Here is a 16,136-nt window from a genome sequence, read left to right on the forward strand (position 1 = left end):
CGTGACGTTCTCGAAGACGGAGCATGCGCCTGTGCCGGCAACCAAGCCAGACGTCCACGGTACGCTCGCACCAGGATCGGTCGTCGTGGTCCGCGACGAGGAATGGCTCGTCCGCGCGGCCGAGGAGACAGCCGACGGCACTCTGGTCCACGTCCAGGGACTCGGTGAACTAGTCCGCGACACCACCGCCTCGTTCTACACCCGGCTGGACCGGGTGGTCGTGTCGGACCCCGCTCGGGCCCGGGTGGTGGCCGATTCCAGCCCTCGATACCGCACCGCGCGCCTCTGGCTGGAATCGACGCTCCGGAAGACGGCCGTACCTCTTGGAGAGCGCTCGCTGTCTGCGGCCACCAGAGGGCTGGCAGACGCGTTGGGCTACCAGCAGTCGGCGACACGCAAGGCGTTGGATCCGGCGAACCTGCGACCCCGGATCCTGCTCGCCGACGCCGTCGGGCTCGGCAAGACCCTCGAGATCGGCATGATCCTCTCCGAGCTGGTACGTCGCGGCCGCGGCGACCGCATCCTCGTGGTGACCCCACGCCACGTGCTCGAACAGATGCAGCACGAGCTGTGGACCCGGTTCGCCCTGCCATTCGTGCGGCTCGACACCGCCGGCATCCAGCGAGTCCGACAGAAACTACCGGCGACCCGCAACCCGTTCACCTACTACCGCCGAGCGATCATCTCGATCGACACGCTCAAGTCCGACCGGTACGTGGCCAGCCTGCGTAGACAGCGGTGGGACGCGGTGGTCATCGACGAGTCGCACAACTTGTCGAACGCCGCGACTCTCAACAATCGGCTCGCTCGTCTGCTCGCCCGCAACGCCGAGGCCCTGATCCTGGCTTCGGCCACCCCGCACAACGGCAAGGCGGAGTCCTTCGCCGAGTTGGTGCGCCTGCTCGATCCGGCCGCCGTGCCACCGAGCGGGGTCCTCGACCGGGAGGAGGTTCGTCGGCTCGTCGTCCGTCGCCACCGGCACAGCCCGGAGGTCGCAAACGCCGTCGGTGCCGACTGGGCGGAGCGGCAGGAGCCGAACAACGTCCTCGTGCCGGCTACCTCTGCCGAGAACGCGGTCGCCGACGAACTCGAGCACACCTGGCTGTGGCCCGGCGAGGGCGGAAGCCCGTACTCGGGACCACGCGCGGCGTTCTTCCCCTGGACGCTCGCGAAGGCGTTCCTGTCCTCACCGGCCGCACTTCAGGAGACGATCGAGGGCCGCATCGACCGGGTCGCCAAGGACGAAAAGGTGCCGTCCCAGCGAGCGGAGGTCGAACTGCGGGCCCTGCGCCACCTGCGACAGCTCAACGAGCGGACCATGCGAGAGCCGTCGGCCAAGTACACCCGGCTGGTGGCGTACTTGGAGGAGATCGGTGTCGGCCCCGGCTCCTCCACCCGGGCGGTGGTCTTCGCCGAGCGCCTGGAGACGCTGCGCTGGCTGCACCGCAGCCTGCCGAAGGACCTCGGCCTACCGGCGAACGCCGTCGAACTGATGCATGGCGGCCTCACCGACGCCGAGCAGCAGGACGTCGTCGAGCGCTTCAAGCAGGAGCAGGCGGCGGTACGCGTGCTGGTGACCGGCGACGTCGCCTCCGAGGGAGTCAACCTGCATGCCCAGTGCCACCAGCTCGTCCACTACGACATCCCGTGGAGCCTGATCCGCATCGAGCAGCGCAACGGCCGCATCGACCGGTACGGCCAGAAGCACCCGCCTCGCGTCACCGCCCTGCTGCTCGACCCTGCCAGCGAGAATTTTGCCGGAGACGTCCGCGTGCTCGCCAAGCTGATCGAGAAGGAGAACGAGGCGCACACCGCTCTGGGTGACGTCGCCTCGCTGATGGGACAGTACGACGTCAAGGGCGAGGAGAACGAGATCCGGTCCGTGCTCGCCCGCACCAAGCAGCTCGACGACGTGATCCGGCCGGTCGCCGAGGTCGCCGCCGGGAACGACCTCGCAGCGCTGTTCGCCCAGATCTTCGAGTCCTCCGGACAGACGACCGACGAAACTATGCCCCTAGCCTCCACTATGGAGGCTGGCGACGCCGGCTCGGGCCTCTACGACGACGAGATCTCGTACCTGGAGGAGGCCCTGCGGGAGGCGTTCGTCGACCCCACCGCGCCGCCGGCCCGAGGCGGTATCGGCTGGCGCCGCGACGAGGCGTTCGGCACTGCAGAACTCGTCCCCCCGACCGACCTGGTGCAACGCCTCGACGTGCTGCCGCAGAGCTATCTCGCCGACCGCAAGGTCACCGAACGCCTGGTGCTCGCCACGACCATGGCCCGAGGCCGGGAACGGCTCGCCGCCGCCCTTCGCGACCGCAGCGGTACGACCTGGCCCGACGCACACTACCTGAGCCCACTGCACCCGGTCCTCGACTGGGCCGCCGACCGGGCCCTGGCTGCCCTCGGCCGCAACGAGGTGTTCGCCGTGCGCGGTGCCGTGGAGACTCCGACGGTGCTGCTGCTCGGCACGCTGACGAACAAGCGGGGGCAGGTGGTCTCGACGGCGTGGCTGACCGCGCAGTTCCCTGCCCCGGAGGATCCGTCGTTCGTCCTGGTGACGCCGCACGAGTCGGTCCGTACCGCGTTGCAGGAGCTGGGCTGGACCACACCGCGGGCCAACCCCGGCCCCGTGCCCTCGATCGACAGCCTCGAACCTCTGGTCGCGCCTGCGGTGCACCAGGCAGCGGCCTACCTGGAGAAGAACGTCTTCGAGGCGGCCAGCCGCGACGCCCAGCAACGGGTCGAGACCTGGCGCCGCAAGCTCGACGCGTGGGACGAGGGAGCGGACGTCCTGATCCGGCGCAGCGACGTCCAAGCCAGCCGGGCCCGCATCGACGAGGAACGTGAACTGGCCGAGTCGATGGCACCGTCCCGACAACTCGTACGCCCGCTGCTGGTGGTCGTGCCCGACACAGAAGGCGAGAACGAGTGAGCGGTTCGGACGCGATCCTCGTCGGCGAAGGCTGGATCTCCGAGCACTACTTCACCACCGAGGCCACGAGAGAATCGTTCCGCGCCAAGGTCCTGGAACGCCGCACCGCGTGGGACGCCGAGGACGCGGAGAAGCGCCCGACACCACGGTCCCGGTTCCTCGCCGCTCGCAAGGAGCTGGAAAGCGACCTGGCCACCCTGTTCGAGCTTCTCGACCCGGCCGCCGCCACCGAGCAGACTGGCAGTCGGACAGCCCACGGCGCACCCGCCCGCGTCGCCACGAGGATGCGCGCCATCCTCGGGCTCGACGCGCCCGGCCTGGTCACCGTCGAGACAGGGCCGGTTACCCGGGTCTCCTCGGTCGGTGTCACTGGACACGCGCCGCTGGTCGTCGTCACCGCCCTGCCCGTGGCCACCGGCGAGGAACTACTCGCCCGCGACGCGGTGACGCTCGACGAACCAGTTCGGCTGACCGAACACGGCGAGGACGTCAAAAGCGTCGCCCGGCTGCTGTCCGCCCTCTTCGTCGCCGACGACGCCCCGGAACTGGTGCTGGTGCTGGCCGGGCGGTGGGCGCTGCTCGCCGAACGCGAACGCTGGGCCGAAGGCCGCTACCTCGCCGTCGACATCCAGCTCGTCTGCGAACGCAACGACACCAAGAAGGGCGGCGAGATCGACCGAGCGCTGGCCTGCCTATGCGCCGAGTCGACTGCCCCGGACGCCGACGGCAAGCTGTGGTGGCACGGCGTGCTGGAGGCCTCGGTCAAGCACACCGTCGGCGTCTCCCAGGACCTACGCGAGGGCGTACGCCTCTCCATCGAGATCGTCGCCAACGAGGTCGTCGCCCGCCGCCGTGCCCAAGGGCTGCCGCCGCTGCCGAAATCCGAGGCCCAGCCGTTGGCTCGACAGTCGCTGCGGTTCCTCTACCGGATCCTGTTCCTGCTCTACGCCGAAGCCTCCCCCGAGCTGGGCGTGCTGCCGGTCGGTGCCCCCGAGTACGACCAGGGCTACAGCCTCGACCGGCTCCGCGAACTGGTGCAGGTCGAACTGGCCACCCCCCGGGCCCGCACCGGCACGCACCTCTACGAATCGCTGGGGGTCCTGTTCCGCCTCGTCGACAAGGGCCACCCACCAGCCGCCACCGGCGACGACGACGACGACGATGCGACGAGCATCCCGGGCCTGACCTTCAACCCGCTGCGCGCCGACCTGTTCCGTCCCGAAGCCATCGCCCACATCGACGAGGTCGGCCTGGGCAACGTCGCCGTCCAGCAGGTGCTGGCACACCTGCTGCTCAGCAAGGAACAGCGCGGCAAGGACCGAGGCTTCATCTCGTACGCCGAGCTTGGCATCAACCAGCTCGGCGCAGTCTACGAGGGCCTGATGTCCTACACCGGCTTCTTCGCCGACACCGACCTGTACGAGGTGGCCAAGAACGGCGACAGCTCGAAGGGATCGTGGGTCGTCCCCGTCGAACGGGCCGACGGCATCGCCGCCGCCGGCTTCGTGAAGACCATCGACCCGGTGACCGGCGAATCCCGCCCGGTGGTGCACCAGCAGGGTTCGTTCGTGTTCCGCCTCGCCGGGCGGGAACGCCAGCAGTCGGCCTCCTACTACACCCCCGAGGTGCTGACCCGCTTCACCGTCGGGCAGGCCCTGGAGGAACTGCTCACCGACGAGACTCCAGCCGAGCAGATCCTGCACATGACGATCTGCGAGCCGGCCCTCGGCTCAGGCGCGTTCGCCATCGAAGCGGTCCGCCAGCTCGCCGAGCAGTACCTCAAGCGCCGCCAGAGGGAACTCGACCAGCGCATCGACCCGGACGAGTACCCGAAGCGCTTGCAGGAGGTCAAGGCGTACCTGGCCCTGCACAACGTCTACGGCGTCGACCTCAACGACACCGCCGTCGAACTGGCCGAGATCTCGCTCTGGCTGGACACCATGGTCGAGGGCCTGTCCGCGCCATGGTTCGGCCTGCACCTACGCCGAGGCAACTCGCTGATCGGTGCCCGCCGCGCCGTATACCGCCGCAGCCAGGTCGCCGACAAGTCCTGGCTGGGAGCCGTGCCGCAGGACGTGCCGCTGACCTCGCTGGTCGAGGACATCGGCGCCGGCCGGGTTGCCACCGACGGCATCCACCACTTCCTGCTGCCCGCCGACGGCTGGGGCGCGGCCGCCGACGCGAACGAGGCCGCCGCGCTCGTCCCGGATGCGGCGAAAAAGCTCAAGAGGTGGCGAACCCGCACGCGGAACAAGCCCACGAAGACCCAGGTCGACGCGTACACCGAACTCGCGCATCGGGCCGAGACCCTGTGGCAGATCGCCTACCGGCGGCTCACCATCGCCGAGGAGCAGATCCGCCGGTCGATCCCGGTCTGGGGCATGAGTAAGCTGCCCGCCGGTGGGGCGGTGACCCGCGAGCAGATCGAGAAGGCGCTCGCCGACCAGAATGGTGCCTACCGTCGGCTACGACGAGCGATGGACGCATGGACCGCCCTGTGGTTCTGGCCCCTCACTGACACCCTCACCACCGTGAACGGCGAGGTGATCGAGCCGCCGACGGCCGCACAATGGATCGCCGGCCTGCAGGCGCTCCTCGGTCGCAACCCGGACGTGCACAAGCGCAAGCCGGTCGAGCTGCGCTTCGGTGCGGGCATGAGTTGGGCCGAGCTGGACGAAGCCGAGTCTCTGGAGATCGGTTTCGCCAGCGCGGAATCCATCGGCGAGGTGCTCCAGAAGCACCCATGGCTGGTGGTCTGCGAGCGGATCGCCCAACGACAGGGCTTCTTCCACTGGAACCTGGACTTCGCAACTGTCTTCGCCCGCGGGGGCTTTGACCTCCAGGTCGGTAACCCACCGTGGGTGCGTCCGGACGTCGATACGAATGCCCTGCTGGCCGAAGGCGATCCTTGGTGGCAGCTCGCTCACAAACCGACTCAGGCGCAGATTGCAGACAAGAGGGCGTCAACACTGGCCCTGCCCGGCGTGGCTGAACTAGTCAGCGACGGCGCGGCGGAAACCGGGTGCATTCGATCCTTCGTTAGCTCGACGCTGCAGTACCCACATCTCACTGGCCTGCGCCCCGACCTGTATCGCTGCTTTATGGAGGCGATGTGGCGGCACGGCTCGAAGTGCGGCATCGCTGGCATAATCCATTATGAGTCACACTTTACCGACGAAAAGGCAGGCCGGCTGCGTTCCGCAGCCTATAATCGCCTCCGACGCCACTGGCACTTTGTCAATGAGCTAAACCTCTTTGAGATTGAACACTACAAGCATTTCGGCGTGACGATTCATGGGCCGCCGCGAACCAGACCGCGCTTCACGCAGGCCAGCTGGCTCTATCATCCCGACACGGCAATTCGTTCGCTTATACACGACGGTTCCGGCCCGGAACCTGGGCTCAAGGATGATGAGGGCAACTGGGACCTGCGGCCCCATCAATCCCGGATCACCCACGTCACCGACGAGACGCTCCGAGCCTGGCACACCATGATGGAAGGCGACGAGGTTCCAGTACGGCACACCCGGATGGTTTATGCGGTGAACAGGTCCACGGCTTCAGTGCTAGAAAAACTATCCACCTCCGGCCGCATCGGAGATCTGGACCTCAGCTTCTCTCAAGGCTGGAACGAGACTACTGACCGCCGGAAGGGCTACTTCGAGTCGGAGTGGGCCGTGCCGGAGTCCTGGGACGACGTGATCCTGCAAGGGCCGCACATCTATGTTGGAACCCCATTCAACAAGATCCCAAATCTAACGATGGCCAGTAACCGAGACTGGTCGGCAACAGACTTCGAACAGTTACCTTCCGACGCGATCCCGGCCACCGCATACCAACCCATCGGCGAACGGTACGAATACGACTGCGCCTACACCGACTGGGGTGACGAGGACCATCCTGACCCCGCCCGCGACCACTACCGCATCGCCTGGCGGACGATGGCCGCCAACCAGGGCGAACGAACCTTAATTCCGGGAATCATCCCACCGGGCGCCAGTCACGTTGACGGCATCTTCTCCATGGGAATGCCTGCCGGCGAATTGCGGAATCTGGTTATCCTTAGCGGATATCTCTCGTCCATGATCACCGACTTTTCTATTCGGGTGGCACCCAAGTCCACAATTCGCGCTGGTGCTGTTTCTCGAATCGCCGGTGGAGATCCACACCCGCTCGACCCGTTCCTGCTCTTGCGCGCGCTGCGTCTGAACTCGGTGACCGCAGCCTACGCCGACCTTTGGCTGGAGTGTCACCTAAACGAATTCGCTGACGACGAGTGGGCGGGTGGGTTCACGCATCGTCGGCGGAAGCCGCTGGAGCAGGTCGGCCCGGATTGGACCGCCAATACGCCCTTGCGGATCGCCGCCGACCGGCGTCAGGGGCTGGTCGAGATCGATGCGCTGGTCGCGTTGATGCTCGGGTTGACAGCCGACGAGCTCTGTTCGATCTACCGGACCCAGTTCGCGGTGCTGCGAGGCTACGACCGCAACGTCTACTTCTACGACGTCAACGGGCGTCTCGTGCCTAATTCGGTGCTCACCGTGTGGCGCAGGAAGGGCGACCGGATCACCGCAGAGGAACGGACCGCGACCAACCAGGCCGGCTACACCTACACCTACGAACTGCCGTTCGTCACCCTCGATCGGGAGGCGGACATGCTGCAGGCGTACGCCGTCTTCGAGGAGCGGCTAAGGGAGCGTTCGTGAGCGAACTGCTGCCCACCTTCCAGGCAGCCCGAGTCCGGCAGGGTCTGGTCGACTACCTCACGACGACGTTCGGGCTGACCGACGGCAACGCACGCGACGGTTTGAATCGGTTCCTTTCCGACCCGGACATGGGCATGTTCAAGGGTCCCTACGTGCGACTGCGGCTGCCGTTCCGGCCCGCCGAGGAAGGGGGGCGGACCAGCCTGGAGTGGTACGAGGGCTTCCCGCCTTACGGCCACCAGGCAGCGGCGTTCGCTCGGCTGGCGTCGACGGTCGGCGACGAGCCGCGTCGGCCGCTGCCGACGTTGGTCACCACCGGCACGGGTTCGGGCAAGACCGAGGCGTTCCTGCATCCGATCCTTGACCACGTGATCCGGGCTCGGCGGGACGGGGTGACCGGCACGAAGGCGCTGATCCTGTATCCGATGAACGCGCTCGCCAACGACCAGGCGGCGCGTCTGACCCGCCTGCTCACCACGCACTCGGCGCTGGCCGGTGTGACGGCCGCGCTCTACACCGGGCAGGAGGGAGCCACCCGCACCACGGTCACCCCGGATGGTCTGATCACGGACCGGGTGGCGATCCGGGACACCGCCCCGGACCTGCTGCTCACCAACTACAAGATGCTCGACCAGCTGCTGCTGCGCTCCGAGGACCAGGAGGTGTGGCGGCAGTCGGCGACGAGCCTTCGCTACCTGGTGTTGGACGAGTTCCATACCTACGACGGGGCGCAGGGCACCGACGTGGCGATGCTGCTGCGCCGGCTGGGACTGACGATCAAGAGCCACTGGCGTGACGACGATCCACTCGTTGACGACGCCGCCCGATCCCGGCCGCTGGGCCTGATGACGCCGGTCGCGACCTCGGCGACGCTCGGTGACAAGGGTGACCCGTCGGTGATGCGAGAGTTCGCCCACACCGTCTTCGGGGAACGCTTCGACTCCACGTCGGTGGTCACCGAGACGCGGCTCAGCCTGGCGGACTGGGCCGACGGCGCGGCCGAGGCGGTTGCCACGGCCGGATTCACACCGAAGAGCCTCGACGAGTTGCGCGCTTCCGGAATCCGGCCGCTACCGGAGGTGAGCCTGGACGCCTCCGGCGCGGAGGCCGCATACGCCGTACTCGGGCTGCTCTACGGGGTGACCAGCGACGAGCTCGCCGGCGCAGCGCCGGGGACGTTGTCGGCGCTGTGCCGGGCGCATCCGCTCGTGATCGAGCTGGCGCGGTCGGCCGGTCAGGCCGTCGCGCTCGGCGACCTCGCCCTACGGGTGTTCGGTCCGCAGGCCGAGCCGGAGCAGGCCGAGGCATCGTTGTCGCAGGTCCTGGCGATGCTCGGGCACGTACGTAAGGTCGTCGGTGGCAGTGCGCTCTCGGTCGACGTGCACCTGTGGGTGCGGGAGCTGACCCGCATCGATCGGGCTGCGGCCGCCACGGCGCGGTTCCGGTGGAGTGACGACGGGCCGGTGGTCGCGGGTGACGAGGCCGAGGAGGCTCGCCCCTCGTTCCCGGCGATCTTCTGCCGGCACTGCGGGCGGTCCGGGTGGGGGGTCGGGCTCGCCCCGGTGGGCGACAGCCTGGCCCCGGACGACGAGAGCATCCGTCGGCAGCATGCCGCCCGGGAGGGCCGATTCAGACCCCTGCTGTACGCGCCGGCCGAGGCCGCCGTCCGATCCGACGACGAGTCGCCGGTCGAGGGGCTGGTGTGGTTCGCGGTGCGCAGCCGGGAGTTGCTGGGCACGGTCGACGTGGACGATCCAGATTTGCGTGACGGTTGGGTCCTGCCGGTGCTGACGAACGTCGGGGACACCGCCGACGAGCTCAGCCGCAAGGACACGTGCCCGTCGTGCGGGCAGGAGGACGGCATCCGGTTCCTGGGCAGCGCCATCGCCACCCTGCTGTCGGTGTCGCTGTCCACCCTCTTCGGTGCGCCGAAACTGGCCTCCGAGGAGAAGAAGGCGCTGGTCTTCACCGACTCGGTGCAGGACGCGGCGCACCGGGCCGGCTTCGTGCAGGCCCGGTCGCACACGCTGACCATGCGTTCGGTGTTGCACGAGGCTGTCGCGGAGGGGGCGCTGACGCTCGACCGGTTGGTGGAGGAGGTGCTGACGAAGGCGGGTGACGATCCGGTCCGGCGCTACCGGGTCCTGGCACCGGACTGTGCCGACCGGGAGTCGTTCACGCCGTTCTGGCAGGCGCCGCGTCAGCGAGCCGTCAAGACGTCGGTGCACTCGCGGGTACGCAAGCGGCTGGCCCTGGATGCCTCCCTGGAGTTCGGGCTGAACTCCCGTATCGGCCGGACGCTGGAGCTGACCGGGTCCGTGGCGGTCGAGGTCGAGGCGGGTCTTCCGGCACGCATCGCCGGCCTGGCTCGGGCCGCCCTCGACGGCACCGCCTGGCAGGAGCGTCTGGGGTCGGCCGGTGTCGGCGACGACGTCCTGGTGCAGTGGGTGCGCGGTGTGCTGGACCGGATGCGGATACAGGGCGCGATCGAGCATCCGTGGTTCGACCGTTATCGCGCCGAGGACGGCCGCGACTGGTCGATCTGGGGTGGCCGGCCCCGCGGGGACGGCATGCCGGCGTTTCCCCGCGACCGGCCGCGACCGGCGTACCCGAAGGTGGGTGGCTCGCCGGGGCCGACCAACTACTCCCACCTGGACCCGGTGACCGCCTCTCAGTCCTGGTATGCCCGCTGGACGTCGCGGGTGCTCGACGTCTCGCCCCTCGACGGTGGCCGGCTCGCCCGGATGCTGTTCGAGCGGCTCGCCCGTGACGGTGTGCTGACCACGACGACCAGCCAGTCCGGGGCCACCGTCTACGCCTTACCCGCCTCCGGGGTGGTGGTGGCCCCGACGGACGAGGCCGACCTGGCCTCCGGGCGGCACCTTCTGGTCTGCGACACCTGCCGGGGCAGCATGCCCGGCGGCGTCGCCACCGTCGTCCAGCTGTCCGGGGCACCTTGCCTGAACGTACGGTGCCGTGGACGCCTGCGGTCTCAGCCGCTGCCGGCCGAGAACTTCTACCGCCGCCTCTACGCCTCGCCGGACATGCGGCGGGTCGTCGCCCGGGAGCACACCAGCTTGCTCGACGACGCGACGCGTCTGGCGTACGAGGACGGTTTCCGTGGTGCGGCGACCAGCCCGCAGGCGCCGAACGTGCTGGTCGCGACGCCCACCCTGGAGATGGGCATCGACATCGGCGACCTGTCTGCGGTGTTTCTCGCCTCGCTGCCTCGTACGGTGGCTTCCTATCTGCAGCGGGTCGGGCGGGCTGGGCGTCTCACCGGAAACGCTTTCGACCTGTCGTTTGTCACCGGTCGCGGCGAGCACCTGCCGAAGCTCGGCGACCCGCTGTCGGTGATCGACGGCGAGGTGCGACCACCGGCGACCTACCTGGCCGCCGAGGAGATCCTGCGCCGTCAGTACACGGCCTACCTGATCGACGCGTCGGCTCGGGAGCAGGGCCGCCGGCATCCGAGCAGGGCGGCCGGGGCCATCGGGTCCTGCGCGCCGGGCACCTTCCTCGGTGACTTGGTCCTGCGTGCCGAGCAGTCGTGGGAGCAGGATCTGGCCCGCTTCGTCGCGACGCTGGCCGACCTACCCGGCGAGGTGGTGGACGGGCTGCGAGACTGGCTGGTGCCGAAGGCCGGCCCACGCAGCAGCGGATTCGCCCGGCACCTGCAGGAGGCGAGCGGGCGCTGGCAGCAGACGGTCGCGGTGCTCGAACAGCGCCGAGCGAAGATCACCGAACTTCTTCCGGAACTCGAGGCGCGGGCGCAGTCTCCTGCGGTGACCGAGGACGACCGGCAGGCTCTGCGGTCCGCGCAGGCGACCCGGCAGATGACCGGTGGTCAGCTGGCTCATCTGCGTAGCAGCTACTGGATCGGTGTCCTCGAGGAGTACGGGCTACTGCCCAACTACACGCTGCTCGACGACACCGTCACCCTGGACGTCGGTCTGTCGTGGATCGACCCGGACGACGCCAAGTACCGCTACGACAGTGCCCAGTTCCAGCGGGGCTCGGCACACGCCCTTCGGGAGTTCGCGCCCGGAGCCACCTTTTACGCCCGTGGCTGGGAGATCGAGATCGACGCTGTCGATCTCGGCCTGGACGGGGCGTCGGTCCGCACGTGGGCGTTCTGCCCGGATTGTGGGTACGCCGCCGATCTGGCTCTGACCGGAAGAGAAGTCGTCCCGGTCACCTGCCCGCGCTGCGGCAGCCGGGGAATCCACGACACCGGGCAACGCCTCGACGTGGTCGAACTCACCCGGGTCTCCGCCGAACTGCGGCGTGACGAGGTGGCCATCTCCGACCGCCGCGACGAGCGGGGCCAGGTCGCCTTCCAGATCGTGACCACCGTCGACGTGAACCCGGACGACGTGGCGGACCGATGGTTCGCCGAGGGTATCGGGCTGGGTTGCAGCCTCCTTCGCTCGGTCGACATCCGCTGGCTCAATCTCGGCCCGGCCGGGCACGGCCCGACCCGTACCATCGCCGGGGCCGAACGGCAGGGAACGTTGTTCCGGGTCTGCTCAGGCTGCGGGAAACGCGACACCGACACCGGCCGAAACCGGCCGCACGAGCACCGTCCCTGGTGCCCGCACCGGACTTCGGTGAGCGAGGTGACCAGCACCGTCGCGCTGTCCCGGACCCTGCGCACCCAGGGTCTGCTGGTCCGGTTGCCCCATACGGTCACCCTCGGCGACGACTTCGCCCTACCGAGTCTGTCCGCAGCGCTGCTGCTAGGCCTGCGCGAGCAGATGGGCGGCCACCCCGACCACATCCGGGTCGAGCAGGTCGTCGATCCGACGTTGTCGGACGGAAGCGACAACCACGACGCGATCCTGCTGCACGACACCGTTCCCGGTGGCACAGGGTATCTGGCCGGCATCGCCGGTCCGGACGACTTCAGGAAGCTGCTGGTCCTTGCCTGGAACCGGGTGCGGGACTGCGAGTGCCGTCTCGAGGAGCGCCTGGCCTGCCATCGCTGCCTGCTACCGTTCCCTCCACCGGGAGTCGTCCGCCGGGTTTCGCGGGCCTCGGCCGAACGGCACCTGCATACCCTGCTCGGGTTGGCTCCCGACGTGCACACAGCCGAGGACACGACCTGGACGGTGACCAAGGTGGCCCCGAACGAGGAACCGGAGTCCCATCTGGAGCGTGCGTTCCACCGGGTTTTCCTGGGCCGGCTGCGCCGTAGCGGCGCGGCGGTCACCGAGACGCCTTCCCCGGTCGGCAACGTCGCCCGGTTCACCCTGCCCGGCACACCCCGGCACTGGACCCTGACGCCACAGGTGAACGTCGCCAACTCGCGGCCGGACTTCCTGCTCAAGGCCAACGACACGAACGTGCCCGACGTCGCGGTCTTCACCGATGGCCGGGCCTACCACGCCACCGCTACCGTGAACCGGCTCGCGGACGATGCCGCCAAGCGTGCCCACCTGCGTGACCTGGGCATGGTGGTGGTCGCCCTGACCAGCGCCGACATCGCCGCTGCCGAAACCGGCACCCACACCGCGCCGCAGTGGTGGAATGCCGCCCTGGCCGGCAGCTTGATGAACGTACCGGGATTCCAGGCACCGCCGGAGGCGTACAAGGCTCTGGGCCGCGGGATGGTCGACTGGCTGGTCGGCTGGGTTCTCGACCCGAACCCGGCTGCGGCGCGGGCCGCCGCACGCGCCGTACCGATGTTCCTGTCCGCCGGGGCGCAACCGCTCCAGGTTGCCTCGGACGTCACCCTCGCCCAGGTGGGCCGGGCGGCACTGCTCGGTGAGGAGTCGCCCGTCGGCGAGCGCAGAGTTCACCTGCACCGCAGCGGTTCCCTCGCAGCTGTCGTCGAGATGAGGCAAACCGCCGGCGTCGAGGTCGCAGCCGTGCTCGACGATCGGTCCGAGATGCTCGACGAAAGACACGCCGAATCGTGGCGTGCCTGGTTGCGGCTCGCGAACGCGCTCGGTCCACGAGACTGGCCGACCGCCGTGACGACGACCAGTCTCGTCGAGCCGATCGCCGGCAGGCCGGACACGGCCGAGCCGCTACGGCCGGTGGGTGCCTGGGCCGACGTGTACGAGGCCGCGTTCTCCCAGGACGAGAAGGAACTGATCAGCTCCCTGGCCAACCACGACGTCACACCACCGACCGTCGGAGCGGAGGGCCCGGACGGCATCCCGCTCGACATCTGCTGGCCTACGCTGCGTGTCGCCGTGGCCTTCCCCCACATGCCGCCCCAGGACCGCACCGACCTGACCCGCCACGGCTGGCGGTTGGTGGCGCCCACGCCCGCCGAGGTCGTCGCTGCCCTGGCCCACGCTGCCGTCGAGACGGACGAAGGACACTGATGCCGACCATCATCATGGGAAAGCTCGCCAGCAAGATCGATGGCTCGGTCCGTGGAAAGGCGATGACCTTCCTACAGAAGCTCGGAGTCGACGACGCCACCCCGGGCCTGCACGTCGAACCCATCCAGCACAGCGTCGATCCGCGGGTTCGCACCGGGCGGGTCGACGACTTCTGGCGGGCTGTCATGTTCCGCCTCGACGGCGACGGTGAAACCCACTACGTCATCCACGGCATCTGGCCGCACGACGACGCCATCGGCATCGCTCGACGCGTACGGCTGAGGGTCAACCCGATCAACGGCCTGCCCCAGATCGAAGAGATCGAGCCTTCCCCAGCCCCGGCTTCGCCTCCCGACGAGACCACGACGAGGCCTACGAAGCCGCTGTTCGCTCGGCTCGGCCACGAACGCAGCGAACTCGTCGAGCGGCTCGGGCTCCCCGAAGACGTCGTCACCCATGCCGTGGCCGCCTCCGACGAGGACGGCATCCTCGACCTCGCACAGCGGTACGAGGGCTGGATCGGCACCATCCTGGTCGACCTGGCCGCAGGGGACGACATCGACGCGATCGTCCGACGCATGCAGCTGGAGAAGGCCTCCTCGTCCGGTGACGAAGATGCCGACGTGTTGCAGTCACTCAAACATCCGGCCGCCGCGCTGCAGTACGCGTTCATTGACGACCAAGAGGAATTGCGTCGCGTCATCGAGGGCGGCGACTTCGGTGCCTGGCGGATCTTCCTGCACCCCGAGCAGCGTCGCTACGTCGACCGCTCGTACAGTGGCCCGTTCCGGCTCTCGGGCGGAGCCGGCACCGGCAAGACCGTCGTGCTCGTCCATCGGGCCCGCGCACTCGCCCGCCGCAACCCCGACGCCCGGATCGTCCTGACCACCTTCACCACCAACCTCGCGGACGCCTTGGGCGACAGCCTCGGCCAGCTCGACCCGCGTGTGCCACAGGCCAAGGCCCTCGACCAGCCCGGCGTGTACGTGACAGGTGTGGACGCGCTCGCCTCCGCAGTGCTACGGATCGCTGGTCGCGGCCTGGCCCCCGCGATGCGGGAGGTCCTCGGCGAGGAACGGTCGACGCCGCTGGCCCGCACCGCACCGAATCGTTGGCGGGAGGTCGTCGAATCGACCGGCACCATGCTGCCGTACGAACTGGCCAACGAGACGTTCCTCGCCTCGGAATACGCGCACGTCGTCCTACCCAACAAGGTGCACGACGAGGTCGGCTATCTACGAGTACGCCGACCAGGTCGAGGCGTCGCGCTGGACCGTGCCAAACGCCGAGCCGTCTGGGCACTCGTCGAGGCATACCGGGCCCGCTGTCGGGCCGACGGCGGCCTCGACTTCGCCGAGGCCGCCGCAGTCGCCGCAGCGCACCTGACGGTCGCCGACCCGCGCCCCGCCGATCACGTGCTCGTCGACGAAGGGCAGGATCTCTCACCCACCCACTGGCTCCTGCTCCGCGCCGTCGTCGGGGAGCACGCCGACGACCTGTTCATCGCCGAGGACTCCCACCAGCGCATCTACGGCACCCGAGTCGTGCTCGGGCGGTACGGCGTCGCCATCGTCGGCCGCTCCCAGCGGCTCACCCTGAACTACCGGACCACGGCGCAGAACCTGCACTACGCCATGACGATCCTCGGAGGCGGCCAGTACGTCGACCTGCAGGACGAGCCGGAAGGAACCGGCTACCGATCGGCCCGCACCGGCCCGATGCCCATCATCGAACTCGTCGACTCCCTTGCCGAAGAAGCAGCGGTGGTCGTCCGACACGTGCGCACGTGGCTCGACGCCGGAGACCCGGTCGAGAACGTCGCCGTCCTGGTCCCCGACCGGTACCACCGCGACCGCGTCGTCACCGCTCTCACCGACGCCGGCATCGATGCCCGCGCCGTGGACCGTGACCGCCCCCCGGCAGGCCGAGTACCAGTACTCACGATGCACCGTGCCAAGGGCACCGAGTTCTCCAAGGTCCTGCTGGCCGCAGGCAAACCATCGCCGGCGGAGATGGAACGCCTCGCCTTGCTGGATCCTGCCGAGCGCGCGGACGCGGAGCTCCGGGCCCGGTCGTTGACCTACGTCGCGGCGACCCGGGCACGTGATCAGCTGATAGTGGTGCAACGAAGCTGACAGCCGAGTAGGAGGCCTGGGGAGG

The 16,136-nt window shown here is 68.8% G+C and carries 4 protein-coding genes; all 4 read left to right on the forward strand.

All coding sequences use genetic code 11. The features are described from left to right. The first annotated feature begins 31 nt into the window (after positions 1-31). From OG559_RS06685 to OG559_RS06700, 4 genes are read left to right on the forward strand one after another with little or no spacing between them, the layout of a single operon-like run. Positions 32-2,935 (forward strand): helicase-related protein, encoded by a 2,904-nt coding sequence (locus tag OG559_RS06685; protein WP_405113489.1) that lies wholly within the window; start codon positions 32-34, stop codon positions 2,933-2,935. Continuing rightward, positions 2,932-7,641, forward strand: coding sequence for an Eco57I restriction-modification methylase domain-containing protein (locus OG559_RS06690; RefSeq protein ID WP_405113491.1), 4,710 nt, complete (start codon positions 2,932-2,934; stop codon positions 7,639-7,641). Before OG559_RS06685 ends, OG559_RS06690 begins: the two co-directional genes overlap by 4 nt. Continuing rightward, positions 7,638-13,976, forward strand: coding sequence for a DEAD/DEAH box helicase (locus tag OG559_RS06695; protein WP_405113493.1), 6,339 nt, complete (start codon positions 7,638-7,640; stop codon positions 13,974-13,976). The genes OG559_RS06690 and OG559_RS06695 overlap by 4 nt, the downstream gene beginning before the upstream one ends. Continuing rightward, positions 13,976-16,111: a UvrD-helicase domain-containing protein gene (locus tag OG559_RS06700; RefSeq protein ID WP_405113495.1), complete on the forward strand. Its 2,136-nt coding sequence runs from the start codon at positions 13,976-13,978 to the stop codon at positions 16,109-16,111. The genes OG559_RS06695 and OG559_RS06700 overlap by 1 nt, the downstream gene beginning before the upstream one ends. Positions 16,112-16,136: the final 25 nt, after the last annotated feature.

The organism is Micromonospora sp. NBC_01405 (genome assembly GCF_045040155.1).
Taxonomy (GTDB): domain Bacteria; phylum Actinomycetota; class Actinomycetes; order Mycobacteriales; family Micromonosporaceae; genus Micromonospora.

What these genes read in the sequence shown, in the direction of transcription:
- OG559_RS06700 (WP_405113495.1), top strand. Translation starts at nt 13,976, where the DNA reads ATGCCGACCATCATCATGGGAAAGCTCGCCAGCAAGATCGATGGCTCG.